Source organism: Paramicrobacterium chengjingii, assembly GCF_011751765.2.
Lineage (GTDB): Bacteria > Actinomycetota > Actinomycetes > Actinomycetales > Microbacteriaceae > Paramicrobacterium > Paramicrobacterium chengjingii.
In genome coordinates this window covers 2254963-2280047 of record NZ_CP061169.1, presented here as the reverse complement: position 1 = coordinate 2280047, position 25085 = coordinate 2254963, and the positions used below count along the sequence as shown (strand labels likewise).

27 protein-coding genes and 1 tRNA gene are annotated in these 25085 nt (G+C 62.6%); 14 read left to right on the top strand and 14 right to left on the bottom strand.

Annotation, left to right across the window (positions count from 1 at the left end; all coding sequences use genetic code 11):
* Positions 1-3 precede the first annotated feature (3 nt).
* The 7 genes from pstA to HCR76_RS11085 all read right to left on the bottom strand — a co-directional run bounded on the left by pstA (position 4) and on the right by HCR76_RS11085 (position 8017).
* Positions 4-1074 carry a phosphate ABC transporter permease PstA gene (gene pstA / locus HCR76_RS11115; protein ID WP_166992041.1) on the bottom strand — a complete coding sequence of 357 codons (1071 nt, stop codon included), beginning with the start codon at positions 1072-1074 and terminating at the stop codon, positions 4-6.
* The gene (gene pstC / locus HCR76_RS11110; RefSeq protein ID WP_166992043.1) at positions 1074-2027 is read right to left on the bottom strand and encodes a phosphate ABC transporter permease subunit PstC; all 954 of its coding nucleotides are present in this window, start codon (positions 2025-2027) and stop codon (positions 1074-1076) included. Before pstC ends, pstA begins: the two co-directional genes overlap by 1 nt.
* 88 nt (positions 2028-2115) lie before the next feature.
* On the bottom strand, positions 2116-3207 hold the full coding sequence (locus HCR76_RS11105; RefSeq protein WP_166992046.1) for a phosphate ABC transporter substrate-binding protein PstS: 1092 nt from the start codon (positions 3205-3207) through the stop codon (positions 2116-2118).
* 127 nt (positions 3208-3334) lie between these two features.
* Positions 3335-4279, bottom strand: coding sequence for an NUDIX hydrolase (locus HCR76_RS11100; protein ID WP_166992049.1), 945 nt, complete (start codon positions 4277-4279; stop codon positions 3335-3337).
* Positions 4276-6450: an RNA degradosome polyphosphate kinase gene (locus HCR76_RS11095; protein ID WP_166992052.1), complete on the bottom strand. Its 2175-nt coding sequence runs from the start codon at positions 6448-6450 to the stop codon at positions 4276-4278. The genes HCR76_RS11100 and HCR76_RS11095 overlap by 4 nt, the downstream gene beginning before the upstream one ends.
* A gap of 51 nt (positions 6451-6501) precedes the next feature.
* On the bottom strand, positions 6502-7353 hold the full coding sequence (gene mshD / locus HCR76_RS11090) for a mycothiol synthase (protein ID WP_166992055.1): 852 nt from the start codon (positions 7351-7353) through the stop codon (positions 6502-6504).
* Positions 7337-8017 (bottom strand): winged helix-turn-helix transcriptional regulator, encoded by a 681-nt coding sequence (locus HCR76_RS11085; protein ID WP_235934267.1) that lies wholly within the window; start codon positions 8015-8017, stop codon positions 7337-7339. Before HCR76_RS11085 ends, mshD begins: the two co-directional genes overlap by 17 nt.
* 70 nt (positions 8018-8087) lie before the next feature.
* Here HCR76_RS11085 and HCR76_RS11080 point away from each other — a divergent pair, with 70 nt between their 5' ends.
* From HCR76_RS11080 to HCR76_RS11065, 4 genes are all read left to right on the top strand, one after another.
* The gene (locus HCR76_RS11080) at positions 8088-8381 is read left to right on the top strand and encodes a hypothetical protein (RefSeq protein ID WP_166991819.1); all 294 of its coding nucleotides are present in this window, start codon (positions 8088-8090) and stop codon (positions 8379-8381) included.
* A 191-nt stretch (positions 8382-8572) separates the two neighbouring features.
* Complete coding sequence (locus tag HCR76_RS11075) at positions 8573-9175, top strand: heme-binding beta-barrel domain-containing protein (protein WP_166992061.1); 603 nt, start codon at positions 8573-8575, stop codon at positions 9173-9175.
* Entirely contained in the window at positions 9175-10308 is a 1134-nt protein-coding gene (gene ygfZ / locus HCR76_RS11070; RefSeq protein WP_166992064.1) for a CAF17-like 4Fe-4S cluster assembly/insertion protein YgfZ, read from the top strand. The genes HCR76_RS11075 and ygfZ overlap by 1 nt, the downstream gene beginning before the upstream one ends.
* A 44-nt stretch (positions 10309-10352) precedes the next feature.
* Complete coding sequence (locus HCR76_RS11065; protein ID WP_166992067.1) at positions 10353-11102, top strand: phosphoglyceromutase; 750 nt, start codon at positions 10353-10355, stop codon at positions 11100-11102.
* A gap of 70 nt (positions 11103-11172) precedes the next feature.
* Here the strand turns inward: HCR76_RS11065 and phoU are convergent, their stop codons facing one another.
* A complete protein-coding gene (gene phoU / locus HCR76_RS11060; protein WP_166992069.1) occupies positions 11173-11841 on the bottom strand; it encodes a phosphate signaling complex protein PhoU in 669 nt (222 codons plus the stop codon).
* A 162-nt stretch (positions 11842-12003) separates the two neighbouring features.
* Between phoU and HCR76_RS11055 the strand changes: the two genes are divergently transcribed.
* Complete coding sequence (locus HCR76_RS11055) at positions 12004-13182, top strand: sensor histidine kinase (RefSeq protein WP_166992072.1); 1179 nt, start codon at positions 12004-12006, stop codon at positions 13180-13182.
* Positions 13179-13862 (top strand): response regulator transcription factor, encoded by a 684-nt coding sequence (locus HCR76_RS11050; protein ID WP_166992075.1) that lies wholly within the window; start codon positions 13179-13181, stop codon positions 13860-13862. The genes HCR76_RS11055 and HCR76_RS11050 overlap by 4 nt, the downstream gene beginning before the upstream one ends.
* Before the next feature lie 61 nt (positions 13863-13923).
* Here the strand turns inward: HCR76_RS11050 and HCR76_RS11045 are convergent, their stop codons facing one another.
* On the bottom strand, positions 13924-14418 hold the full coding sequence (locus tag HCR76_RS11045) for a hypothetical protein (protein WP_166992078.1): 495 nt from the start codon (positions 14416-14418) through the stop codon (positions 13924-13926).
* A gap of 188 nt (positions 14419-14606) precedes the next feature.
* On the opposite strand from HCR76_RS11045, the gene HCR76_RS11040 reads away from it, so the two are divergent.
* From HCR76_RS11040 to rlmB, 4 genes are all read left to right on the top strand, one after another.
* Positions 14607-15089: a CarD family transcriptional regulator gene (locus HCR76_RS11040; protein ID WP_098407203.1), complete on the top strand. Its 483-nt coding sequence runs from the start codon at positions 14607-14609 to the stop codon at positions 15087-15089.
* Positions 15090-15162: 73 nt separating this feature from the next.
* Positions 15163-16350, top strand: a complete 1188-nt coding sequence (gene ispD, locus HCR76_RS11035; protein ID WP_166992081.1) for a 2-C-methyl-D-erythritol 4-phosphate cytidylyltransferase — start codon at positions 15163-15165, stop codon at positions 16348-16350.
* A 9-nt stretch (positions 16351-16359) separates the two neighbouring features.
* Entirely contained in the window at positions 16360-17775 is a 1416-nt protein-coding gene (gene cysS, locus HCR76_RS11030; RefSeq protein WP_166992084.1) for a cysteine--tRNA ligase, read from the top strand.
* Positions 17768-18754, top strand: coding sequence for a 23S rRNA (guanosine(2251)-2'-O)-methyltransferase RlmB (gene rlmB / locus HCR76_RS11025; protein ID WP_166992087.1), 987 nt, complete (start codon positions 17768-17770; stop codon positions 18752-18754). The genes cysS and rlmB overlap by 8 nt, the downstream gene beginning before the upstream one ends.
* On the opposite strand, the gene HCR76_RS11020 is transcribed toward rlmB, so the two are convergent.
* On the bottom strand, positions 18751-20040 hold the full coding sequence (locus HCR76_RS11020; RefSeq protein ID WP_166992089.1) for a DUF4032 domain-containing protein: 1290 nt from the start codon (positions 20038-20040) through the stop codon (positions 18751-18753). The genes rlmB and HCR76_RS11020 overlap by 4 nt on opposite strands.
* A 61-nt stretch (positions 20041-20101) precedes the next feature.
* Positions 20102-21205 (bottom strand): ABC transporter ATP-binding protein, encoded by a 1104-nt coding sequence (locus HCR76_RS11015; protein WP_166992092.1) that lies wholly within the window; start codon positions 21203-21205, stop codon positions 20102-20104.
* Between the two features lie 266 nt (positions 21206-21471).
* On the opposite strand from HCR76_RS11015, the gene HCR76_RS11010 reads away from it, so the two are divergent.
* Together HCR76_RS11010 and HCR76_RS11005 are read left to right on the top strand one after the other, a co-directional pair.
* Entirely contained in the window at positions 21472-22392 is a 921-nt protein-coding gene (locus HCR76_RS11010) for a DsbA family protein (RefSeq protein WP_235934272.1), read from the top strand.
* Between the two features lie 43 nt (positions 22393-22435).
* Positions 22436-22508: transfer RNA gene (locus tag HCR76_RS11005), tRNA-Thr, on the top strand.
* 45 nt (positions 22509-22553) lie between these two features.
* Here the strand turns inward: HCR76_RS11005 and HCR76_RS11000 are convergent.
* From HCR76_RS11000 to msrB, 3 genes are read right to left on the bottom strand one after another with little or no spacing between them, the layout of a single operon-like run.
* The gene (locus HCR76_RS11000; protein ID WP_166992095.1) at positions 22554-22949 is read right to left on the bottom strand and encodes a hypothetical protein; all 396 of its coding nucleotides are present in this window, start codon (positions 22947-22949) and stop codon (positions 22554-22556) included.
* The gene (locus HCR76_RS10995) at positions 22942-23517 is read right to left on the bottom strand and encodes a nitroreductase family protein (protein ID WP_166992098.1); all 576 of its coding nucleotides are present in this window, start codon (positions 23515-23517) and stop codon (positions 22942-22944) included. Before HCR76_RS10995 ends, HCR76_RS11000 begins: the two co-directional genes overlap by 8 nt.
* Complete coding sequence (gene msrB / locus HCR76_RS10990) at positions 23514-23915, bottom strand: peptide-methionine (R)-S-oxide reductase MsrB (RefSeq protein ID WP_166992101.1); 402 nt, start codon at positions 23913-23915, stop codon at positions 23514-23516. Before msrB ends, HCR76_RS10995 begins: the two co-directional genes overlap by 4 nt.
* Before the next feature lie 131 nt (positions 23916-24046).
* Between msrB and HCR76_RS10985 the strand changes: the two genes are divergently transcribed.
* On the top strand, positions 24047-24340 hold the full coding sequence (locus tag HCR76_RS10985; RefSeq protein WP_166992105.1) for a DUF3263 domain-containing protein: 294 nt from the start codon (positions 24047-24049) through the stop codon (positions 24338-24340).
* Positions 24341-24376: 36 nt separating this feature from the next.
* Positions 24377-24943 carry a LytR C-terminal domain-containing protein gene (locus HCR76_RS10980; RefSeq protein ID WP_166992108.1) on the top strand — a complete coding sequence of 189 codons (567 nt, stop codon included), beginning with the start codon at positions 24377-24379 and terminating at the stop codon, positions 24941-24943.
* The last annotated feature ends 142 nt before the right edge of the window (positions 24944-25085 follow it).

Sequence of the window (25085 nt, the reverse complement as noted above, 5' to 3'; positions counted from 1 at the left end):
GCGTCAGCGGCCCGTCTTGGGGGCGAAGTAGCGGGCGATCATTCTTGCGACGATGTTGAGGAGCATCACGATCAGGATGAGCGTGAGGGCACCGGCCCACGCACGATCGAGATAGGACTGGGCGTCGACACCCTGACTCACGTAGGAGTTGTACACGGCCACCGGAAGGCTCTGCATGCGGCCTTCGAGGAGGTTGTAGTTCATGTTGTTCGTGAACCCCGCGGCGATGAGCAGCGGAGCGGTCTCTCCGATGACGCGGGCGATGGCCAGCATGATGCCGGTTGTGATTCCCGCGATCGCCGTCGGCAAAACAACTTTGAGGATCATGAGCCAGCGCGGAACGCCGAGGGCGAGTGCCGCCTCGCGCAGTTCGTTCGGAACAACCTTCAGCATGTCTTCGCTGGAGCGCACGACAACGGGAATCATGATGACCGCCAGTGAGATTGCGCCAGCGAGACCGATCTTTGTGCCCGGCCCGAAGATGAGAGCGAACGCTGCGTAGGCGAAGAGACCAGCGACGATCGACGGGATGCCTGTCATGACATCGACGAGGAAAGTGATCGCCCGGGCAAGTGCTCCGCGACCATATTCAACAAGGTAGATCGACGTGAGAAGGCCGACGGGAACCGAGATGATGGCTGCGGTGAGCGTCATGAGTACGGTGCCGATAATGGCGTGGAGGAACCCGCCGCCTTCGCCGACGATGTTGCGCATCGACCATGTGAAAAACGTTGCGTCAAACCGCGCAGAGCCGTTGACGATGACCGTGGCAATCAGCGAGATCAAGGGGGCGAGCGCAACGAGGAACGCTGCACTCACCAGTGTCGTGATCAGGCGATCTTGTGCCCGCCGATGCCCCTCGATGAGCAGCGATGACACGAAGAGCAGGGCGGCAAAGAGCAGGGCGCCGACGATGACGGCCCCGGTGATGTTGAGACCGTCTGTCGCGCCGGCCATAGCGAGAAGCGTGAACGCGATGAAGGAGATAACAAGGGCACCAGCGAGAATCAGCCACGGCGCCGGCCGGGGAAGGCGTCCGCTCGCGTAGACGTTGGGGACAGCGGTCTGCGTCATCAGTTCGCTCCCGAGAAGTCTTTGCGGCGGGCGATTATCCATCGAGCGATCATGTTGATGACGAGCGTGATGGCGAAGAGTAGGAGCCCCGTGGCGATGAGGGCATCGACGTTGAGGCCGAACGCCTCGGGGAAGCTCAGAGCGATATTAGCGGCGATCGTTCCCGGGTTTGCAGACGTGAGCACCTTGAAGCTGATTCCGCCGGAGGCGGAGAGCACCATCGCGACGGCCATCGTCTCACCAAGCGCGCGGCCGAGTCCGAGCATCGATGCCGAGATGATTCCCGATCGCCCGAACGGTATGACCGCCATGCGAATCATCTCCCACCGCGTAGCGCCGAGGGCGAGAGCGGCTTCTTCGTGGAGGACGGGTGTCTGAAGGAAGAGCTCGCGGCAAAGCGCAGTGATGACAGGCAGCACCATGACGGCGAGCACGATCGACGCTGTCAAAAGCGTGCGTCCCGTTCCAGAGACAGGCGGAGCGAAGAGCGGAAACCACCCCATGTTGGCGGTGAGCCAGGCGTAGACGGGTTGGATGGCCGGAGCCAGAACGTTCGCGCCCCACAGGCCGAAGACAACGGAGGGAACCGCAGCCAGCAGATCGACGACATAGCCGAGGGCCTGTGCCAGCCGGCGCGGCGCATAGTGCGAGATGAACAGAGCAATCCCGACCGATACGGGTACAGCCATCAAAAGAGCGAGAAACGCAGCCCAGACGGTTCCGAAGGCGAGCGGTGCAACATAGGTCCAGAAGGTGCCGCCGTCAAAAAGAGAGATCTCATCGGGGTTCGCCGTGAGAGCCGGAAATCCCTGTACGAGCAAGAACGCCGCCACGGCAGCGAGCGTGGCGAGAATCAGCGTGCCCGCGGTGAGCGTTGCACCGGAGAAGATCCGGTCGCCCAAGCGCTGGGTCGTGCGCCTTCGTGTCGGGAGCGACGCTGTCGACGAAGTCATTCGGTGTCGTGTCCTGTTGGGTCGGGTGGGAGGTGGGCGTCAGAGTGGCCCGGCGCTCCATCGGCGCGCCGGGCCACCCGGATGGGGTCTACTTGATGCCCTCAACGGCAGCCGAGGCCGCGTCGAAGAGCTTGCTCGAGATCGGGGCGGTTCCGGCAGCCTCCTGCGAGGTAGCCTGCCCGTCTTCGCTGATCACGTAGTTGAGGTATGCCTTGGTGAGTGCTGCTGCCTCGGCATCCTGATACTCATTGCAGGCGATCAGATAGCTGACCAGAACGATCGGGTAGGCACCTGACTCGGTCGTCGAACGGTCGAGCTCAATGGCGAGGTCTCCGTCTTCGCGTCCTTCAGCGAACGGCGATGCGTCGACGATGGCAGCGGCGGCTTCAGCAGAGTACGGAACGTACTCGTCGCCGACCTTGACCGCGACAGTGCCGAGATCTCCGGCACGTGATGCGTCAGCGTAGCCGATGGTTCCGGTGCCGTTGCTGACGGCATCGATCACGCCCGAGGTGCCCTGGGCACCCTCGCCGCCCTCGTAGGGCCAGGTCTCGCCTGCTTCGGCGTCCCACACGTCCCCGGAGGCTGCGTGGAGGTAATCGGTGAAGTTCTCGGTTGTGCCCGACTCATCTGACCTGTGCACTGCCGTGATTGCCTGGTCAGGGAGATCCGCGTCGGGGTTCTGGGATGCGATTGCCTCGTCGTTCCAGTTGGCGATGTCGCCCTTGAAGATGCCGGCGATCGTGGCAGGGTCAAGATTGAGAGTGTCAACATTGTCGACGTTGAAGACGATCGCGATCGGGGAGATGTAGGCAGGGATCTCGATGATGCCGGTGTCTGGCTTGCAGGAGGCGAAGTCGCCGCTGGCGATCTCGTCTGCCGTGAACGCGGCGTCGGAGCCGGCGAACGAGCTCGCTCCGACCATGAAGTTTTCGCGACCGGCACCGGAGCCTTCAGGGGCGTACTCGACGGTGACGTCAGGGTTTTCGGATTGGAACGCTGCGACCCATGCCTCTTGGGCCGCCTGCTGAGATGATGCGCCGCCTCCGACAAGCGTGCCGGAGAGAGAGGACTCGGAATCGGTGCCAGATGCCGAACTCTCATTGGCCGCACACGAGGTGAGCAGGAGTGACGCGACTGCTGCCACGGCAAGTGGGAAGCCGTAACGCTTGATGTTCACAGGTTGAGCCTTTCGCTGATAACAGGACGTGGTCGGGCTTCTCAGCCCTTCCGCTGGTCACGCTAAGCAGGTCATGTGACGAGCGTCCCTCAGGGGGGTAAACGAAAGGTGAACGGCAGGAGTACGGTCAGTCACGCGATGCGTGCGTCTCGATCGTAATGATGCCTGAGCCGGGATTGGTTGCCGACAGGTGAACAATCGAGAACTCGCCAGTTCCGAGCGCTGCGGCATCGCGGAGATACGAACCGTCAAGCGTGCCTGTTGCGAGCGCGATCTCGCGCAGCACCTCGGGAATCACGGGGCCGTGGCTGCAGAGCACGGCTGTTTTGCGTTTGCGCACGCGTTTGCCGACGACGCCGCGCACATCGCTCGTGCCGTCTTCCCACGCATCCTGGCTCAGCGCCTCCGACTGCTTCGGTTCGACGCCGAGCGCGGCCGCAAGAGGAGCGACTGTCGTGACGCAGCGAACTGCTGTGCTCGTGACGATCTTTTTGGGCGACCACGCCGAAATCGAGGGAACAGCGGATGTTGCCTGTCGCACGCCCTTCGCGGTGAGTGGTCGCGATGCGTCAGAGCCATCCCAGTCGCCGGGGGACGTCGCCTTTGCATGGCGCATCACAATGAGCGCGAAGGTTGCAGTGACTCCCTCGTCGACGAGGTCAGAAAACCGGGAGACGACATCGACGTCTTGAGGGTACGAAAGGTAGCGGCGTGCGCGACTGATCGACACCCATTCCTCCGCGGCGACTTCGCTGTTCGGCACGAACGTCGACTCGCGCACCGCGGCGTCTGTGACTTCCGCCGCCCAATAGTGCACGTATTTGTCTCGTCCCGAGCCCACCGTGTAGTGCGCGATGCCCACGGGCACGCCGAGCGTCACACCAAAGCCGGTCTCTTCCTTGATCTCGCGCACTGCGGTCTGCGGCAACGACTCGCCCGGTTCAACCTTGCCCTTGGGCAGGGTCACATCACCGTGCTTCGTGCGATGAATCACGAGCACACGGATCTCGCCGTCTATGGCGCGCCAGCACACGGCCCCGGCAGCGTAGACGGCCTTCTCATGGCGGCTCATCGACGGCTCCGAGGACGCTTCTTTCGCGACACTGACGACATCAGTTCATCTTGAAAGCTACGAAGTGGTTGCCCGGACTCGTCGAACGCGTGCCGTGTCCAGCTGCCGTCGGACTCGAGCCACCACGACGACGTGCCATCATCCATTGCCGTGCCCAGCATCGAATCGATTTCGTCGATGTGCGTCTTGTCGGCGAGGCTGACGAGCACTTCGACGCGGCGATCCAGGTTGCGGTGCATCATGTCGGCACTGCCGATGTAGGTGATGTGGCTTCCTGCGTTCTCGAACGAGAAGATGCGTGAATGCTCCAGATAGCGGCCGACGATCGACCGCACCCTGATCGTCTCGCTGAGTCCGGCCACGCCGGGCCTCAGCGCGCTGATCCCGCGTACCCACACGTCGATCGGAACCCCGGCCTGGCTCGCTCGATAGAGCGCGTCGATGATGGTCTCGTCGACGATGGAATTCACTTTGATTCGGATGCCGCTTGGCTTGCCCGACTCGGCATTGCGACGTTCTTTCTCGATCAGCTTCAGCAGGCCCTTACGCAGATGAAGGGGTGCGACGAGGATGCGGTTGAACTTCTTCTCGATCGCGTAGCCAGAGAGCTCGTTGAACAGTCGAGTGAGATCCATGCCCACCTCGTCGTCCGCTGTGAACAGCCCGAGGTCTTCGTACACGCGGCTCGTCTTCGGGTTGTAGTTCCCTGTTCCGATGTGCGAGTAGTGCCTCAGCTTTCCGCCTTCGTGGCGGATCACGAGTGCGAGCTTGCAGTGGGTCTTGAGGCCGACGAGGCCGTAGACGACGTGCACGCCTGCCTTCTCGAGCTTGCGAGCCCATTCGATGTTGTTCTGCTCGTCAAACCGCGCCTTGATCTCAACGAGCGCCAACACCTGCTTGCCCGCCTCAGCGGCATCGATGAGCGCTTCGACGATCGGGGAGTCTCCCGATGTGCGGTACAGCGTCTGCTTGATGGCGAGCACCTGAGGATCGGCCGCTGCTTGCTCGAGAAACTCCTGCACGCTTGTCGCAAACGATTCGTATGGGTGATGCACGAGCACGTCGCGGCGTGAGATGGCAGCGAACAGGTCTGCTTTGCCGTTGGGCTCAGGAGGACGGAAGTCCGGTGCCGTGTTGGGGACACGACGTGGATACTTCAGATCGGGCCTGTCGATCTTTGCCACCTCGAACAGCCCGCCCAGGTCGAGCGGGCCGGGCAGGCGGTACACCTCCTGCTCGGTGATGTTCAACTCGCGGACGAGCAGCTCAAGCGTCTGCTCATCCATGTCGTCGGTCACCTCAAGGCGAATCGGCGGGCCGAAGCGTCGACGCAGCAGCTCACGTTCGAGCGCCTGAATGAGGTTCTCCGACTCGTCTTCTTCAATCTCGATGTCTTCGTTTCTCGTGACACGGAAAACGTGGTGGTCAATGACTTCCATGCCGGAAAACAGGGTATCGAGATGCTGCGAAATCAGGTCTTCCAGTGCGATGAAGCGAATGTGGTCTGCCGACTCTCGGTGATCGACGCGTACGAAGCGCGGCAGCATCTGCGGCACCTTGATTCGCGCGAACTCTTGCCGCCCTGTTCGCGTGTTGCGCACACGCACGGACAGATTGAGTGAGAGCCCAGAGATGTAGGGAAATGGATGCGCCGGGTCGACGGCGAGCGGCATGAGCACGGGGAAGATCTGGCCGGCGAAGTAGTCGCTCAGATACGTGTGGTCGCTCTCGTCGAGCGACTCCCAATTGACGATGCTGATGCCGGTGTTCTCAAGCTCAGGCTCGATGGAGGTGTGCCATACCGCGGCGTGTCGCTTCTGCAGTTCGTGTGCGCGCTCCGAGATCTCATCGAGCACGTCCTTCGGCGATCGGCCAATGTTCGTGGGAACGGCGAGCCCTGTGACGATGCGACGCCGAAGCCCGGCGACGCGCACCATGAAGAACTCGTCGAGGTTGCTGGCGAAGATCGCGAGAAAGTTCACGCGCTCCAGCGGCGGCAGCGTCTCGTCTTCGGCGAGCTCAAGCACACGCTTGTTGAATGCGAGCCAGCTGATCTCACGGTCGAGGTAACGATCTTCGGGCAGCCCGGCGTCTTCGTCGCCCACAAGGGGATCGAAGTCATCGTCGTCGCGATCGATTGCTGAGTCGTTCACGAAATCCGTAGGAGCCATTGTCTTATCTTGGCATTCCGTTGGCGCCGGTGCGAGGAGTTTTCACCGAATTCATGATCGTACGTCGCGCCGATACTGCACGTCTGTCGTGTAATCCGTGAACCCCATCGAGCGGTATAGGCGAACAGCGCGCTCGTTCTCGTCGTCGACGTAGAGCGCTGCCGTACGGCATCCTCTGCTCTGCATATGCGCCAAACCGGCCGCCGTCAGTTTCCGGCCGAGCCCCATGCCTGCCGCTTGTGCGTCGATGCCGAGCACGTAAATCTCGCCGACATCGCCCTCGATCTTTAGCCAGTTGTAGCCGACAAGCTCGCCCATCGCGGAGCGTGCGACGAGCAGGTCGTCACTGCGAAACCACGGCTCGGCCATGCGGGCGTCGAGATCGGATCGCGTGATTCGTCCCTGCTCCGGATGATCCGCGAACACGCGCGCGTTGAGCGCCACCCATTCATCGGCGTCGCGGGCCGGGTCAAATCTGTCGAACGCGACGACGTCCGGCAGGGCGTCGTCGAGCGGACGGCGCAGCTGATACAGAGTGCGAATGCGCGTCAGGTGAGTGGATGCCGCCAGGCGCGCCGCTGCTGGATGGTCGCCGTGAGCCCACGTGAGCACCTCGTCGTCGTATCGCTCAAGCAGCGATTGAAGGGCGCGGCGGCCGCGTCCGGCACCGCGGTAAAAAGGAGCGATGACGAGCTCGAACTCGGCGGGGTCCGCAGCGCGCGCGATCGCAGCGCCCGTGAGCGCACCATCGTCGTCAACGGCCGTGAGGTAGTCCCGTTGACCGGCACGGGCCTCCACAATCGACTGATCACTGAAGGGCGGCTGTCCATCGGCGGCCAGCGCTTCGTCGACGAGACGTTCGAAGGCGTCGCGTTCGCCGTGCAGATCACTCGTGTGCAGCATCCGGTATATCTCCCTCTGACGCATTGAACCGATACCCGACGTTGCGCACCGTGCCGATCAGCTGCTCCATGTCGCCGAGCTTTGCACGAAGCCGCCGTACGTGCACATCGACAGTGCGGCTGCCGCCGTAATAGTCGTAGCCCCACACCTCGCTGAGCAGCTGCTCGCGGGTGAAGACGCGCGACGGGTTCGCCGCGAGGAATCGCAGCAGTTCGAACTCCTTGAACGTGAGGTCGAGGGGTCTGCCCTGCGCGCGTGCCGAGTAGCTTGCCTCGTCGATCACGAGGCCCGACGTCGAGATGACCGTCGTCTGTTCTTCGGGCGCCGCGCGCCCAAGGGCGAGGCGTATGCGCGCGTCGAGTTCCGCAGGTCCCGCCGTCGTGAGCACCACGTCTGCGATGCCCCATTCGTGTGACACCGCGGCGAGCCCACCCTCGGTCAACGCGACAAAGACGGGCGATGGTTGCCCCGTGCTACGCAGAATCGCGCAGAGGGCCTTCGCTTGCGCGAGGTCGTGCTGACCATCGACGATCATGATGTCTGCGGGGGGAGCATTCACCAGTTCTGCAGGTACGGCTGGAATTCGCCGCACCGTGTGCGAGAGCAAATCGAGCGCGGGCAGAGAGCCCGAGGTGTCGGGCGTGAGAACGATCACGTGTGCCAAAGCGGGCCTTCCCGTGTGTATTTCCAGTGTAGAGGGCGGTCCGGGCCGTGAGGTGCGGCACAATGGAGTGGTGACTGACCAGACCGCTCTCGCCCGCAGCCCTGCGCTCGTCGGCCAGATCCTCGTGTGGTCGCTGACGATCGTGCTCGCGGTGCTCGCGGCCATTTTCGCTCCCGAGGGATTTCGATTTACGTGGCTCGCTCTCACGTGCGCCATCGGTGTTCTTGCCGGGTTTGTGCGCGAATTGACGACGCACACGAAAGACGGCTTCATCGTGCGCGTCTCCATTCTGAGCACCGGCTGCTTTCTGATCGTGTCGATCGTCGCGGGCATCGCCGGCTTCGCTGAGCTGCTGAGTTTCTGAGGTTCCGCGTCGGCGGCGCTGGCCGACTGTGCTGCGGGCCGACATGCACGGCTTGTCGACTAGACTGACCGTATGGACCTCGTAGCTCTTGAACTCTTCTTCGTCGGTCTGCTCGGCCTGGCCAGCCTCGCCATCGTGTGGACAGCCGGCGTCGTCTGTTGGAACCTCTTTCGCGGTCAGAGGTAAGCCTCGTGCGTGAGATTCCGGCCGACCTTCCATCGGAGATCGTGCCGCTGTCATGGTTGCTCGGGGTCTGGGAAGGCACGGGCGTTATCGATTATCCGATCGGCGACGAGAAAGTGTCGCACGAGTTCGGGCAGCGCGTCTCGTTCAGTCACGACGGACTGTCGTACCTGAACTACTCGGCGTTCTCCTGGCTCGTCGGAGAGAACGGCGAAGACGAGCCTCTCACAGCGGAGACCGGCTACTGGCGGCTCGAACGCCCGCGCGAAGACGGTGACGTCGGCCCGGGGCTGCTTCCGCGGCGTGGCACCGCTCCGTTTGTTGGAGTTGACGCTGTCGAGACCCTGCGCCGCCCCTCAGGAGGCTTTCCCCTCGAGGTGTCGATCGTGCACCCAGACGGCGTTTCGGAGCTGTATCTCGGTGAAGTGAACGGCCCTCGAATCGATATCGGCACGGATGCTGTCATGCGCAGCGCCGGAGCACAGAACTACAGCGCGGCAACCCGCATGTACGGTCTTGTCGACGGTCATCTTCTGTGGGCGTGGGACATCGCGGCACTCGGTCAGCAACTGCGTTCTCATGCGTCAGCGCGTCTTGCAAAGGTGGACTGATGAGCTCCTCGCCGTTTCTCTCGCTTCCCGCCGCAATCGAGCTTCCGGATGCTGTCGACAGCGGCGTTCCCTCGCACTACGGTTCGCCCAACATCGAACAGCGCACGCTTGAGCGTGGGCAGGCGATCGTCGATCTCTCCACCCGTGCCGTCGTATCGATCACAGGGCCGGACCGTCGCAGCTGGGTGAATTCACTCGCCAGCCAGAGCGTCGACGATCTTGCCCCAGGCGTCAGCACGGAGGCGCTGTTTCTCGGCCCTCAGGGCCGCATTGAGCACGCCGTCGGCATCGTCGATGATGGTGACACGCTGTGGCTTCTCGTGGATCCGACGACGGTGGATGACCTCGTCGCCTGGCTTGAGCGCATGGTGTTCATGCTGCGTGTCGATGTAGCAGATCGCAGCCCCGAATACGCCCGCATCGGCATGGTCGGTGCTGATCTCGACATCGAGGCCGCAGCGCCGGCCGGCATCCCGCTCATCTGGGACGACCCGTGGGCGAGCGTGCTCCCCGGCGGGTGGCAATATGCCGCGGCCGAGCACCCGGGTGCCGATTGGCGGTGGCGCGAAGTGCTCGTGCCACGGGAGTCTCTTCCGCAGTTGGCCGCTCGCGTGCGGTCCGGTGAGCTGCGCGTCGCCGGATCGCTCGCCGCAGAAGCGCTGCGTGTCGCCGCTTGGCGTCCACGCCAGGCGATGGAGGCAGACGAGAGATCGATTCCGCATGAGCTGGACTGGCTGCGCACGGCAGTGCATCTGCACAAGGGCTGTTATCGCGGTCAAGAAACAGTAGCGAAGGTGCACAACCTCGGGCACCCTCCGCGTCGGCTTGTGCTTCTGCATCTCGACGGCAGCGAATCTGTCATGCCGCCGCACGGTGCCACGGTTCTCGCGCCGAAGGGTGACGATGAGCGCGAGGTAGGGCACGTCACGACGGCGGCCATGCACCATGAGCTGGGCCCCGTGGCCCTTGCCCTGATCAAACGTGCCGTCCCCGAGGAGCTTGACCTCGTTGTTCTCGACGGTGAGACACGCATTGCCGCTGCACAGGAGATCATCGTGCCATCGGGCGCGGGTGCCACCGCTGGCGTACCGCGGCTGCCGCGACTCGGTGCTCGTACGCGACCCGGTCGCTGACACTCGACTGCGCACGCGGCATCCGGTGCCTCTATGCTTGAAGCATGTCTGAGCCCTACACTCTAATTCTCCTTCGGCACGGAAACAGCGATTGGAACCAGAAGAACCTGTTCACCGGTTGGGTCGACGTTCGACTCAGCGAGAAGGGCGTGCGCGAAGCGACGCGCGCCGGCGAGCTGATTGCGGAATCTGGCCTCGCCCCTGACGTTCTCTATACGTCGGTGCTCACTCGCGCGATCCAGACCGCCAATATCGCCCTCGATCGCGCTGACCGCGCCTGGCTGCCCGTGAAGAGAAGCTGGCGCCTTAACGAGCGTCACTACGGTGCGCTGCAGGGCAAAGACAAGGCGCAGACTCTGGAAGAGTACGGCGAAGAGCAGTTCATGACCTGGCGTCGGTCGTTCGATGTTCCGCCGCCGCCCCTTGCCGCAGACGCCGAGTACTCACAGGCGAACGACGAGCGTTACGTCGGCATCGACGGCACGGTTCCTGAGACGGAATGCCTGAAAGACGTCATCGACCGTTTCCTGCCGTACTGGGAGTCAGACATCACCGTAGATCTGGCTGCGGGTAAGACGGTTCTTGTAACAGCACACGGCAACTCACTGCGCGCCCTGGTGAAGCACCTTGACGGAATCAGCGACGACGATATCGCCGGGCTCAACATTCCAACGGGCATCCCACTGGTCTACACGCTTGACGAGAACTTCGCTCCACTCGAGCCAGGTCGATACCTCGACCCGGAGGCTGCTGCAGCCGGTGCCGCCGCGGTTGCCTCGCAGGGCAAGAAGTAGCGCGGCTGTCGCTGCTTGACGACGAAGGGCGATGCCATCCGGCATCGCCCTTCGTCGTTGAGTCACGAGGCTACTTGGCGGTCTCGGTCTCTTCTGCGCCGCTCCAATCGCCGGTCGCGAGGTATTGAACCTTCTTCGCAATGGAGACTGCGTGATCGGCAAACCGTTCGTGGTATCGCGACGCGAGCGTCGCGTCAACCGTCGCCGTTGCCTCGCCCTTCCAGCGCTCGCTCAGGAGTTTGTCGAAGACGCTCGCGTGAAGTTCGTCGACGCGATCGTCTTCGTCGCGAATTTCATTGGCGACAAGGGGGTCCTGCGTACGCAGGAGCTCTACGAGCTTGTGCGCGATCTCGACGTCGATCGTGCCCATCTCGGCAAACGTTGATTTGAGCCCCTTCGGCACAGCGCGTTCGGGGAACCGGTAACGCGCGAGCTGGGCGATGTGCTCGGCCATGTCTCCCATGCGCTCGAGTGACGAGCTGATGCGCAGAGCGCTCACCACAATGCGAAGGTCTCGGGCAACGGGCTGCTGGAGGGCAAGGATGTTGATGGCGAGCTCATCGAGCTCGAGTGCCTTCTCGTCGATTCGGTTATCGTTCTCGATGACGTCTTCGGCGACGGCGACGTCAGTCTTCGTGAACGCCGTGACAGCGTTCGTGATCGACACCTCGACGAGCTCAGCGATCTCGACGAGGCGCTCCTGCAACTCTCGGAGCTCCTGCTGAAAAACATCGCGCATGGGCGGGTCGGTCCTTTCGCTCTGATGGCATACAACCTCGACACTTAGAGTGCATCCCGAAGGTTAACGAATGGTGCCCTGCACCTGAACAGTTTGCCAAAAGGCCTGGTCGTGGGGGTTGCCGCTCGGAAACCAAACGTCTCTGCCCTCTAACCTAGTCATATGGATGCGACCTGGGTTGTGCTGCTCGCACTCGTGCTTGGCATCTCGCTTGGAGCTGGGTTCGCCGTCTTCGTGTTCGCTGCAGCGCGTCGTGGCGAGCAGGTGCAGCAGGTGATCACGCCGAGCGTGCCCGATGGCGTCGACCAGATTCTCGGTGTGCTCGAGAGTATCGGCATTGTTCTTGACGCATCAGACAACGTGCTCAAGGCTTCGCAGGGCGCCTTCGCCCTGGGCATTGTGCGCTCGGAGCGCATCGCCGTGCGCGAGGTGCAGCAGATCGCTGATGAGGTTCGGCGCAGCGGTGAGGCTCAGACCCGCACCGTCAGGCTAGAGAGCGCGCGCTCGGGCGACGCTGCACGCGTTCTCGCTGTGCGAGCGGCACCTCTTGGCACTCGCTACGTCGTCGTGCTGGCCAACGACCTGACGGAATCAATTCGGCTTGACGAGGTGAGCCGTGATTTCATCGCCAACATCAGCCACGAGCTGAAAACGCCGATCGGCGCGATCAGCGTGCTCACCGAGGCGATCGAGAGCTCCGTCGACAATCCTGAGCGTGTGCGTCGCTTCGCTGAGAAAATGACGGCAGAGGCCGATCGGCTCGCTGCTCTGACCGCCGACATCATCAATCTGTCGAAGCTGCAGGCGGATCAGGCTCTTCACATGCCCGAGCTTGTGAGCATCGACGCGGTCATTGACCATGCGGTGCGAGACAACGCCGTGGTCGCGGACGCGCGCCAGGTGACCATCGCCCGCGGCAAGCCCACGGGGCTCACCGTTTACGGTGAGGAGTCGCTGCTTGCGATGGCATTGCAAAACCTCGTCTCAAACGCCGTGCAGTACTCCCCAGACGGATCACGGGTGGGTGTCGGCACCCGTCTTGTCGACGACACCGTCGAGATTCAGGTCACGGATCAGGGAGTCGGCATTCCCAAGGAAGACCATGATCGCGTGTTCGAGCGGTTCTATCGTGTCGATGGCGCGCGATCACGCAACACCGGTGGCACAGGCCTCGGCCTGGCGATTGTGAAGCATACGGCGCAGAATCACGGGGGAGAGGTCTCCGTCTGGTCGCAGCCGGGAAACGGTTCGACGTTTACACTTCGGCTCCCCGTCGCCACAGGCGACGAGGGTATTTCCGCACCGACATCGGCCGAACGGCCCGAGAGGACACAGATATGACACGCATCCTGCTGGTCGAAGACGAGGCAGCGTTGAGCGACCCGCTCGCATTCCTTTTGGAGCGGGAAGGGTATGACGTCGCTATCGCCGAAGACGGGCAGTCGGCGATCGATGAATGGGAACGTGACGGTGCCGATCTCGTTCTGCTCGATCTCATGCTTCCGAACGTCGCGGGCACGGAGGTATGCCGACGCATTCGCGCCACATCGACAGTGCCGATCATCATGCTCACCGCCAAGGACACTGAGGTGGATATCGTCGTCGGGCTCGAGCTGGGTGCAGACGACTATGTAACCAAGCCCTACAAGACCCGAGAGCTGCTTGCACGGGTGCGCGCAGCACTCCGTCGCCGCGACTCCGATGACTCCGGTATCGACGAGACCGTTCTCGAGGCGGGCGACGTACGGATGGACCTCGACAGGCACACGGTCTCCGTGCGCGGAGACGAGATTTCAATTCCGCTTCGAGAGTTCGACGTTCTCGAGTTTCTGATGCGCAATGCGGGGCGGGTGCTCACCCGCGGTCAGCTGATCGACCGGGTGTGGGGCAGTGACTACTTCGGCGACACGAAAACTCTCGACGTTCACATCAAGCGTATTCGTTCGCGCATCGAGAAAGACCCGTCGAATCCGATCATGGTCGTCACTGTACGAGGTCTCGGCTACCGCTTCGAGGGCTGACAGCACAACGAGAGAGGGGCCGATGCTGACAGCATCCGCCCCTCTCTCGTTGTGTTTGCGTCTACTTTGCCTCGGCTGGCGTGGGAACCAGCGTGCTGTATTCGGGGAGGTCGCCGTTATACACGGGCACATCGAGAGAGACGCCTGTCTCGCTGCCGTACTGGAAGAAGACCGTTGTTGTCGACCCGATCTTCGCGTCGAGCGGATCGATCACGATGTCTTCACGCTCGGCGTCGTCTGCCGCAGGGGCGCTGAAGGTGAAGATCTCATCGGCGTCGACGACAACCTCTGTCGACGAGCCATTCGCAAACTCGATAGTGACGCTGTGAGCACTTGAGCCGTTGTTGACGACGGTCACGACGAGGTTGCCGGCGCTGCCGTCTTCGTTCGCGATGATCAGTGCATTGCGAACATCGATGTCGCCGACGGAACCGCCAACGCCGTCGCTCGCGTCGTAGTGGATCGTCGTTGCCTGCGGGGCGAGAAGCCCGCATCCACTCGTGCCCAGCGCAACGGCTGCGGCCAGAACGACGATTGCGGCAAAGCGCGATCTCACAGAATGCCTCCAGGTGATGGGCGCAGCACGTCAAGCACGTCATCCGTGCGCTGCGCGGTCTCAGTCGATTTTAGCCTAGCTTGTCTGCCGCTCGGCGCGGGGTAAGGCGAGCCTTACAGAGCACGTGAGGCGAACCTTACAGTATGCCCCTTGTGGTATCCTAGATTACGCTGAAGGGATGCTTATCGATGCTTTTTGAGGTTGGCGAAACCGTCGTTTACCCGCACCATGGAGCCGCGACAATCGCGGAAGTCAAGACCCGGGTAATCAAGGGCGAAGAAAAACTCTACCTGAAGCTGCACGTGACACAGGGGGACCTGACGATCGAGGTGCCGGCTGAGAATGTCGACCTCGTCGGCGTTCGTGATGTCATCGGACAAGAGGGGCTCGACAAGGTGTTTGAGGTGCTTCGCGCTCCATTCACCGAGGAGCCGACCAACTGGTCGCGCCGTTACAAGGCGAACCTCGAGAAACTCGCGTCCGGCGACGTCATCAAAGTCAGTGAGGTCGTGCGCGACCTGTGGCGCCGAGACCAAGACCGTGGACTCTCCGCCGGAGAAAAGCGGATGCTTGCGAAGGCACGTCAGATTCTGGTTTCCGAGCTCGCGCTCGCAGAGAAGACAGACGAGGCGAAGGCCGAGGGAATGCTCGACGAGGTTCTCGCGTCCTAGCACCGTCAGAAAGACATGCCGAACGGCCCGGATTGTTCCGGGCCGTTCGCGTGTTAACTTACCGATTACGCTCATGGTCATGAATGATTCACCTCGAACGGCCGTCATCGTCGTCGCCGCTGGCTCAGGAACGCGTCTGGGCGCCGGCAAGCCCAAAGCCTTTGTCGAGTTTTCCGGACGTTCGATTCTGAGGCACGCTCTCGACGGCGTCTTTCGCATGCACACGGCTGCACAGGTCATCGTGGTCGCACCGAGGGGCCGGGCAGAGGATGCTGTCGCCATCGGCCGCGCGGCGGCGGGTGCGGCATCCGGGTACCTCACCGTCGTCGATGGCGCCGACACGAGGCAGGGTTCTGTCGCTGCCGGGCTTGCCGCTGTCGCACCGAACATCGACACGGTTCTCGTTCACGATGCCGCGCGCGCGCTCACGCCACCTAAGCAGCTCGACGCCGTGGCTCACGCGGTACGGTCCACGGGAATCGGCGTCATTCCCGTGCTGCCTGTCACCGACACGATCAAGCGCGTCGATGCAGACGAGTCCGTTCTGAGCACCATCGACCGCAGCGACCTGCGCGCCGTGCAGACACCTCAGGGCTTTCCTCGCGAGCTTCTTGATGCCGCGTACGCGGCCGCCGCAGAATCTCTCACCGATGATGCGGCGCTGGTCACGGCCGTTGGCGGTGACGTCACGGCGATTGCCGGCCATGAGAACGCGTTCAAGATCACCACGCCCTGGGATCTGCGTCGCGCAGAGTTGCTCGTCGGCAACACACCCGCTCTGCGAACCGGCATCGGCATCGATGTGCACGCCTACGACGACACACGCGAGCTGTGGCTGGCCGGACTGAACTGGCCCGGAGAATCGGGACTCGCCGGGCACAGCGACGGCGACGCCGTGTGCCATGCCGTGACCGACGCTCTGCTCTCGGCGGCGGGCCTCGGGGACATCGGCGGAATGTTCGGTACGGACTCTCCGCAGTACGACGGAGCTCACGGCGAGGTATTCGTCTCGGAGGCACTGCGGCAGGTCACAGCATCCGGATTTCGCGTCAGCAATGTGTCGGCGCAGATTGTCGGCAACCGCCCGCGTTTCGTTGCACGACGCCGAGAAGCAGAAGCGCAGCTGACCCGGATGCTGCAGGCGCCAGTCAGTCTTGCTGCGACGACGACAGACAACCTGGGCTTCACCGGACGCGGCGAGGGCATCACCGTGATTGCCACGGCGCTGCTCACAGCGCATTCACCCCACACGCACCAGTAGGATTTACCCGTGGCTTTGAGACTGTACGACACCAAGACGCAGACCCTGCGTGACTTCACCCCGCTTACACCGGGCGAAGTGGGAATGTACGTCTGCGGACCCACAGTGCAGTCGTCGCCGCACATCGGACACCTGAGGTCTGCCCTCGTCTACGACATTCTGCGCCGCTGGCTCACCTATAGGGGCTTGCGCGTGACGTTGGTGCGCAATGTGACGGACATTGACGACAAGGTGCTCGTCAACGCAGCAGAAGACGAACACTGGTGGGCGCTCGCGTATCGCATGGAACTCGAATTCAGCGACGGCTACCGCGCCCTGGGCATTTTGCCTCCGACGTACGAACCGCGAGCGACAGCGAACATTCAGCAGATGCACGAGCTCATCGAGCGCTTGATCGAGGCGGGCCACGCCTACGCGGCGAGCGACGAATCGGGCGATGTGTACTTTGACGTGCGATCCTGGCCGACGTACGGCGCGCTGACGCGCCAAGACGTCGACAAGATGGAGGATGCCGGGGACGCGGACCCACGCGGGAAGCACGACCCGCGAGATTTCGCGCTGTGGAAAGGGCACAAGCCGAACGAGCCGGAGTCGGCCACCTGGACGAGCCCGTGGGGCCCGGGGCGGCCGGGCTGGCACATCGAATGTTCGGCAATGGCACGCAGGTATCTCGGTGAGAGCTTCGACATTCACGGCGGCGGACTCGACCTGCGCTTTCCGCACCACGAGAATGAATTGGCGCAGACGACCGCTGCCGGCGACGGATTCGCCCGTCACTGGGTACACAACGGGCTCGTGTCGGTCGACGGACAGAAGATGTCAAAGTCGCTCGGCAACTCCGTCTACGCGTCGGAGATGCTTGCGACGGCATCCCCACTCGTCGTTCGCTACTACCTCGGCCAAGCACACTATCGGTCGACGATCGACTACCACGACGGCTCACTTGTCGAAGCAGAAGCCGCACTCGAGCGTATTACCGGGTTTCTCGAGAGGGCAACGCGGCGACTCGCCGGGACACGGTTCTCGGCTGCGACCGCGGTCACAATTCCGCCTGAGTTCGCCGAAGCGATGGACGATGACCTCGGCGTGCCTCAGGCGCTCGCCGTGCTGCACGATACCGTGCGTGCGGGAAATGCTGCGATCGATGCCGACGACCTGCCCGCCGCAGCATCCGCCCTGGGGGCAGTGACTGCCATGACCGATGTGCTGGGCATCAACCCCGGTTCGCCCGTGTGGAACGGCGCAGCGGACGCTGCGCACCACGCGACGCTCGGTCGCGTTATCGACGCGCTCATCGACCAGAGACAGTCCGCTCGTCGTGAGCGAGACTTCGCCACAGCTGACCGCATCAGAGATCTTCTGTCGAGCAGCGGAATCACAATCGAAGACACCCCCTCAGGGGCACATTGGAGCATCGATGGCTAGCAAAGGACGCCCGGGAGCGGGCAAGGGCAAGAAGGGCCCGTCAAAGGGCACGGGCGGTCTCGGGCGCAAGGCGCTTGAAGGACGAGGACCGACGCCGAAGGCCGAAGACCGCACCTATCATCCGGCCGGAAAGAAGAAGGCAGCGCGCGAGCGCCTCGACAGCGCGCGGGGCACGCGCAAACCTGCGGCCTCGACACGCAGACCGCAGGCTAAACGTTCGTCCACCGACGATGTCGAGACCGTGACCGGGCGCAACTCGGTGCTCGAGGCGTTGCGTACACGGATTCCCGCGACGACGCTGTACATCGCCACCCGCATTGAAATGGACGACCGCGTTAAGGAGATCCTGTCGATCGCCACGGGCACAGGGATTCCCGTGCTCGAAGTCACTCGACCGGAACTTGATCGCATGGGTGGGTTCGACTCCGTTCACCAGGGCGTCGCCATCACGGTGCCCGCGTACAGCTATGCTCACCCAGGGGAACTTCTCGACCGCGCTGTCTCCTCGTCGACACAGCCGCTGCTCGTCGCACTCGACGGCATCACCGATCCGCGCAACCTCGGCGCGATTATCCGCTCGACGGCAGCCTTCGGCGGGCACGGCGTGATCATTCCCCAGCGTCGCTCGGCCGGCGTTACTGCGGCCGCCTGGAAGACATCGGCCGGCGCAGCCGCGCGACTGCCTGTCGCCCGGGCTGCGAACCTCACTCAAGCTTTGAAAGACATGAAGAAGCAGGGCGCGTTCGTCATCGGTCTCGACGGCGGCGGCGACATGAACCTGCACTCCTTCGACCTCGCCGACCGTCCGCTCGTCGTTGTCGTGGGAAGTGAGGGAAAAGGCCTCTCGCGGCTCGTCACCGAGACATGCGATGCAATCGTGTCGATCCCAATCTCAGCGGCCACCGAGTCACTGAACGCCGGCATCGCGGCATCCGTCACTCTCTACGAGATCTCGAAGCGCAGAACCGAGGCCAGCTAGACCTTGTCTCGCCAGTCGACGTCGTCATCAGCAGTGACGACGTCGATTGCGGAGGTCAGTGCCCCCGTTGGTGGGTCGATTATCGTTGCCTCATCACGGCGATGCCTCAGCACATTGTTGATGTACGAGGTGAGCGCCTCAGCGAGCGGCACATCGCGCTGCTCGGTCTGCGAGAGCTTCCATCGGTGCTCGAGCAGCTGGTGGAACACCTCAGCCGGCTCGAGCTTGCCGCGAAGCTCTCGAGGAATGGAACGCACGACAGGCTCGAAGACACGGATGAGCCATTCGTGCGCGACAACCTCTTCGTCGTCGTCTTCTCTGCCCGTCGTCGCTCGAAAGGAGTCGAGGTCGTTGAGGAGCCTTCTCGCCTGATTCTCGCCCGTGTCGAGACCTGTGAGTCGAATAAGACGTCTCTGGTGGTGGCCCGCGTCGACCACCTTCGGCTGAATGCGAACCCGGCTTCCGCCGTCGTCGGTCTTGATAGCAAGCTCACCGATGTCGAATCCGAGAGCATTGAGGCGTTGAACACGCTCGTTGATGCGGTAGCGCTCGTGAGACGCGAACTGCTCGGTTCCCGTGAGCTCCGACCAGAGAGAGCGGTAGGCATCGACGATGCCGTTAGAGACTGCGACCGGGTCGAGCTCCTCGTCTGTTCTGCCCCCGGCCGAAAGGTCCATCAGCTCACCGGCGATGTTCACTCGGGCAATCTCGAGGTCATTCTCACGCTGACCGTTCGACAGGCCGCCCTGGTAGAGCTTCCCGGTCTCGGCGTCGACGAGGTACGCGGCGAAGGCGCCGGCATCACGACGGAACAGAGTGTTCGAGAGCGAGACGTCGCCCCAGAAGAAGCCGGCAATGTGCAGGCGCACGAGCAAGAGGGCAAGAGCGTCGACGAGTCGAGTTGCCGTGTCTGGTCGGAGCTGCTGACTGAAGAGCGCGCGGTAGGGGAGAGAGAATCTCAGGTGCCTCGTGACGAGTACAGGAAGCAGATCATCACCATCGACGGAGCGTCGGCCGGTGATCACGGCGACAGGCTCGACGCAAGGAATGTCGAGCTTCTGCAGTGACCGCAGCATCTCGTACTCGCCCTTGGCCATATCGAGCGTCGTCTCTTTGATGGCAATGACATAGCCCGAAAGATTAGCGAAACGCACGAGGTGCCGAGAGATCCCCTTGGGAAGTGAGGCGATGTTCTCAGACGGCCAGGCATCGAGCGGGAGCCCCCACGGCAAGTCGAGGAGGGCTGGGTCGACAGTGGCCGACGTGATATTCAGAGAGGCGCTCATGCGTTAATGTGCGTACCGGCCGATGGATGCGTGTGCATCCACCGACCGGTACACGAGATCGTCAGTCGCTGATGACTGCTTTGTTGCCGAGTCGCTCGCCCGACTCGTTGTTGAAGACGTGAACGTGGTGCGGGGCGGGCGCGATGTACGCCGTGTCGCCAGCGTTCGGGTGGATTCGTCCATCGACACGAGCGACGATGTCGTGGCGAACGCCATCGAGATCTGCGTGTCCGTGCAGGTAGCCGTCGGCCCCAAGCTCCTCGACGAGGTCAACCTCGATCGCGAGTCCCTCGGACGGGTTGTTCGACACCACGATGTCTTCGGGCCGGAAGCCGATGGTGACTTCAGAGCTCGTTGCCTCGTTGAGAACTTCGCGCTCGACGGGCACGACGGTGGCGCCAAACTGCACGCCTCCATCGGCGACGGCTGTCGTGAGCAGGTTCATAGCGGGTGAGCCAATGAAGCCGGCGACGAAGACGTTCGACGGCTTCTCGTACAGGTCACGCGGCGTTCCGACCTGCTGCAGAAGGCCATCTTTCAGCACCGCGATGCGGTCGCCCATTGTGAGTGCTTCTGTCTGGTCGTGCGTGACGTAGACCGTTGTAACACCGAGGCGTCGCTGCAATGAGGCGATCTGGGTTCGGGTCTGCACACGGAGCTTGGCATCGAGGTTCGACAGCGGTTCGTCCATCAGGAACACCTGCGGCTGACGCACGATGGCACGGCCCATGGCGACACGTTGACGCTGTCCACCCGAGAGAGCCTTCGGCTTGCGGCTGAGATAGTCTTCGAGGTCGAGCAGCTTCGCGGCTTCCTGAACGCGCTCAGCACGTTCCGCCTTGTTGACGCCAGCGATCTTGAGTGCAAAGCCCATGTTCTCGGCAACAGTCATGTGCGGGTAGAGAGCGTAGTTCTGGAAGACCATGGCGATATCGCGGTCTTTCGGGGGAATGTCGGTGACGTCACGATCACCGATCATGATGCGCCCCTCATTGACCTCTTCGAGGCCAGCGAGCATGCGGAGCGATGTGGACTTACCGCAACCGGAGGGCCCGACGAGAACCAGAAACTCGCCGTCGGCGATGTCCAGGTCGAGCTGGTCGACTGCGGGGCGGGTGCCCCCGGGATAAACACGGGTGGCTTTGTCGAAAGTTACCGACGACATATGACTAATTTCTCCTTCACCGGCAGGTACGTGCCGGACGATCCGAGTGACGGAGCGGGGCATACCTGCCCCGCAACACGGCATCTTCACCGCGTTAACACATCAGTATTGCACGATCCGAGCTGCTCTTTGTACCCGGGGCGATTAAGCGGGCAGTTTGGGGTTTTCCCAGCAGGCCGCACTAACATCAGAAGGTATTTGCGCGCGTAGTTTCCCGAAAATCTGCATATCTACGCGGCATCCCGACATTCTTCAAGTGAGGTTCAATGGCCGGCGACGGTGAAATGGACGACTCGACGAGCCCGAGCAAGCGCCACCAGGTGCGTGAAAAAGCGCGGCAACTGCGCGAAAAGCAGCACAAGCGAGAGTTGCGCAACCGCGTGCTACTTCAAGGTGGCATCGGAGTGCTCATCATCGCTGTCATCGTGGCCGTCGTGATGATCGTCGTCTCGTCGATCAAACCCGAGACCGCGGGGCCAAAGAACATGGCGAGCGACGGAATCGTGATTGGCAAAGACCTTGTCGCGCAAACGACTCCTGCGCTCGCTGCTGGAGCGTCTCCTGTGCAGGCGAGCGCGGATCCTGACGTCGCCCACATTCGGATCTATGTGGACTATCTCTGCCCGTGGTGCGGTGACTTCGAAAAGACGAACATCGATCAGCTTGAAGGCTGGCTGAACTCCGGCGCCGCTGTTCTGGAGATTCATCCTATTGCCGTGCTCACGAGCAAATCACAGGGCACCGAATACTCACTGCGTGCCGCGAACGCTGCCGCATGTGTCGCCGACGAATCTCCTGATTCGTTTTTCGCTTTCAATAAGGCTCTCTTCGAGAAGCAGCCAGACGAAGGTACGAAGGGGCTCACTGACGACCAGCTCGTCACTCTCGCCTCGTCTGCCGGTGCATCGTCGATTGCCGATTGCGTCGACGATATGACGTATTCGTCGTGGGTCCAATCGGCAACGGAGCGCGCCGTGAGCGGCCCGCTTCCCGGCACCGAAGTCGAACGGGTCGAAGCGACGCCGACCGTGCTTGTGAATGGCAAGCAGTACACGGGGTCGCTGACGGACGAAGAAGAATTCCACGCATTCGTCGTCGCCACGAACAGTGAAACCGTCGCAACAACCACCCCATCGCCGTCCGCGACCCCTCAGGACGACGAGGGGGACGGCTCCGATGAGAAGTGACGTTCACATCGAGGTCTGACAGCCCCTATGATGGATAGGTCCCGCCGCCTTAGCTCAGTTGGTAGAGCACTTGACTTGTAATCATGTGGTCGCGAGTTCGATTCTCGCAGGCGGCTCAGATGGGCCCCGTTTCCGAGAGGAAGACGGGGCCCGTTTCATGCTCAGGCGGGTGACGGGTTTTCCGTTGACGGCCAGACGAGCGGCTCCGAACCCCACTCCGAGAGGGTCTCAGGTGCGGGGAAGCCCAGGTCGTAATACAGCTGTGGTGCACCAACGGCCCCGAAATCGTCAAGCTTGGCTGTGATGCGCGTCGGGCTCACTTCCGCGAGACGCACGCGGATGCTCTCGCCCGAATCGAGCTCGAGTCGATACGGATCTGCGAGATAGCCGATTCCGAGCTCATCGAGCGTCTCTTCGGCCGTCATCCAGTCGACGGGGCCGATGACGTGGCGTCCGAGGAGGTCGACGGCAACAAAGTCGTCGCCGTCAGGCAGCATCCACCCCACTCGCTCGCCGTCTGGCCTGCGGTGCTCGATCCAATGAGAACGGTCAGTCATTTCGTGTGTCTCTTCCAGTGCTTTCGTTGTCGTCGCCGAGGGAAGTCAGAAAGCGTGCCGCGTCGACGGGCGCTGCGGGTCGCTTCGTTCGTGCATCGTCTCGTCCGCCGACATAGAGCCAGCCGAGAAGGTACTCGTGCTGTTCGAGATTATGCATGCGATGCACCTCGGGGGAACGAACCTGACCTCCGGTGCGCCACATCACGCCCCAGCCCTCATCGGAGAGCAACAGGCTGAGCAAGTGCGCGACACCGGATGCTGTCGCCTCCTGCTCCCAGACGGGAACTTTGATGCTGGGCTGAGGGCTCACGACAAGGGCGATGAGCAGAGGGGCACGCAGCGGCTTGGACGACGGCTTGTCGTCACCTGCCGCCTCGGCAATTGCATTGCCGAGGCGGGCGCGCGCTGCCCCTCGCAACTCAATGAGACGCCACGGCGCAAGGCCACTGTGGTCGGCGACGCGGCCGGCCGCGGCAACGAGGCGGACAAGCTCGTCACGGCTCGGTGACGTGTCTGTCACCTTCGACCAAGAGCGCCTCGCGGTGATCAGGTCGATGAGATTGCTCACGACTGCGGCGTGAATCCGAGCGAAATCGAGTTCATGCAGTAGCGGTCACCGGTTGGAGTGCCGAAACCGTCGTCGAAGACGTGGCCCAGGTGCGAATCGCACGCTGCGCAGCGCACTTCAGTGCGCACCATTCCGAGGCTTCGATCCTCCGTGAGAGTGACGGCTTCTGGCCGCACGGACTCGTAGAAGCTCGGCCATCCGCACGCGGAGTCGAACTTCGTGCCGCTTTTGAACAGCTCTGCACCGCATGCTGCGCATGTGTAGACCCCCGCGCGGGCCTCGTCGAGAAGCTCCCCAGTCCATGGGCGTTCCGTCGCCGCTTCACGCAAGACGGCGTACTGCTCGGGGGACAGCTCGGCGCGCCACTGCTCATCGGTCTTTGTCTGATTCTCGGTCATGCGCGCTCCTGGATGTCGGAAAATGAGTGCTCTTAATACGTTAAGCCGCTTTGGCGCCGGAATGTTCCGAATGCTCACACCAGGCTCCCACCAAGGAGCCGAGAAACTAGGATGGCGACGGAAGGGTCGAGATGGCGTCAGACGAGCGAAATGCACAGGCGGGCGAAAACGAGTCCGCCCCGCTTGGCGAGCGCGACAGAGCCATTCTCGACTTTGAGCGACAATGGTGGACGCACGCAGGTACGAAAGAGCAGGCGATCAGGCAGCGTTTCGATGTGTCGTCGGCTCGGTACTATCAACTTCTCGCCGCGCTCATCAGGCGTCCCGAAGCTCTCGTGTACGATCCGATGCTGGTGAAGCGTCTGCTGCGCATACGAGATCAGAGGTCGGCCGCCCGGCGCCGACGCACATCGGCAGACCACTAGCGGCGACAGGCCCCGAACGAAGGAAGACCGCACCGTATGGGAAGTTCGCATCCCCAAGATCGATTCGACGACGTACCGCACTCGTCACGAGTCGGCGCGCATCGAGCCCCCGGGCGACGAAGCTGGGTCGGGTTCCTCTGGGCGGCGATCGCCACAATCGTCTTGATCGCTCTGGGTATTTTCGGGCTGAGCATTGCGACGGACCGGTTGAACCTCGACCAGGTCATCCCGGGCTCAAGCGAGCCGAGCGAGACTCCGACACCGACCCAGACGACGCAGAAGCCGACTGTCGAGCCGACCATCGACCCGGAGGCTCTGATTCAGGTGCTCAATGGAACGACGACGGTCGGCCTTGCCAGCGACGTCAAAGCGGCGCTGGGCGAGGGCGGTTGGACAGCATCGAACGTCACAGCAAGCAACGCGAGCGACGACAGCCTCGAGAAGACGGTGATCTACTACGACGACGACTCACTTGAGGCTGCGGCCCGCGGAGTCGCGCAAACACTCGGTGTCGAGGCTGTTGAGTATTCAACGGAGTTCAGCGTCGGCGATGTTCCGCAGATTGTCGTGGTGCTCGGCTCAGATTACGTCGCCGAAGGCTGATCCGAACCGGTTATGCCGACGGCGAAACGATTTACCGTTCCGTAGCTTGCACTCGGCGGTGCTGAGTGCCAGAATTGCCATTAGCACTCACCATAGGGGAGTGCTAAGAACGTTCATTCACGTCCGGGAGGGACGAAACTTA

Bases quoted from the DNA above. Each gene is read 5' to 3' on its own strand.
- pstA (WP_166992041.1), bottom strand. From the start codon at position 1,074: ATGACGCAGACCGCTGTCCCCAACGTCTACGCGAGCGGACGCCTTCCC.
- pstC (WP_166992043.1), bottom strand. From the start codon at position 2,027: ATGACTTCGTCGACAGCGTCGCTCCCGACACGAAGGCGCACGACCCAG.
- HCR76_RS11100 (WP_166992049.1), bottom strand. From the start codon at position 4,279: ATGAGCCGCCATGAGAAGGCCGTCTACGCTGCCGGGGCCGTGTGCTGG.
- HCR76_RS11095 (WP_166992052.1), bottom strand. From the start codon at position 6,450: ATGGCTCCTACGGATTTCGTGAACGACTCAGCAATCGATCGCGACGAC.
- mshD (WP_166992055.1), bottom strand. From the start codon at position 7,353: ATGCTGCACACGAGTGATCTGCACGGCGAACGCGACGCCTTCGAACGT.
- ygfZ (WP_166992064.1), top strand. From the start codon at position 9,175: ATGAGCTCCTCGCCGTTTCTCTCGCTTCCCGCCGCAATCGAGCTTCCG.
- HCR76_RS11065 (WP_166992067.1), top strand. From the start codon at position 10,353: ATGTCTGAGCCCTACACTCTAATTCTCCTTCGGCACGGAAACAGCGAT.
- phoU (WP_166992069.1), bottom strand. From the start codon at position 11,841: ATGCGCGATGTTTTTCAGCAGGAGCTCCGAGAGTTGCAGGAGCGCCTC.
- HCR76_RS11055 (WP_166992072.1), top strand. From the start codon at position 12,004: ATGGATGCGACCTGGGTTGTGCTGCTCGCACTCGTGCTTGGCATCTCG.
- HCR76_RS11050 (WP_166992075.1), top strand. From the start codon at position 13,179: ATGACACGCATCCTGCTGGTCGAAGACGAGGCAGCGTTGAGCGACCCG.
- HCR76_RS11040 (WP_098407203.1), top strand. From the start codon at position 14,607: ATGCTTTTTGAGGTTGGCGAAACCGTCGTTTACCCGCACCATGGAGCC.
- ispD (WP_166992081.1), top strand. From the start codon at position 15,163: ATGGTCATGAATGATTCACCTCGAACGGCCGTCATCGTCGTCGCCGCT.
- rlmB (WP_166992087.1), top strand. From the start codon at position 17,768: ATGGCTAGCAAAGGACGCCCGGGAGCGGGCAAGGGCAAGAAGGGCCCG.
- HCR76_RS11020 (WP_166992089.1), bottom strand. From the start codon at position 20,040: ATGAGCGCCTCTCTGAATATCACGTCGGCCACTGTCGACCCAGCCCTC.
- HCR76_RS11015 (WP_166992092.1), bottom strand. From the start codon at position 21,205: ATGTCGTCGGTAACTTTCGACAAAGCCACCCGTGTTTATCCCGGGGGC.
- HCR76_RS11010 (WP_235934272.1), top strand. From the start codon at position 21,472: ATGGCCGGCGACGGTGAAATGGACGACTCGACGAGCCCGAGCAAGCGC.
- HCR76_RS11000 (WP_166992095.1), bottom strand. From the start codon at position 22,949: ATGACTGACCGTTCTCATTGGATCGAGCACCGCAGGCCAGACGGCGAG.
- msrB (WP_166992101.1), bottom strand. From the start codon at position 23,915: ATGACCGAGAATCAGACAAAGACCGATGAGCAGTGGCGCGCCGAGCTG.
- HCR76_RS10985 (WP_166992105.1), top strand. From the start codon at position 24,047: ATGGCGTCAGACGAGCGAAATGCACAGGCGGGCGAAAACGAGTCCGCC.
- HCR76_RS10980 (WP_166992108.1), top strand. From the start codon at position 24,377: ATGGGAAGTTCGCATCCCCAAGATCGATTCGACGACGTACCGCACTCG.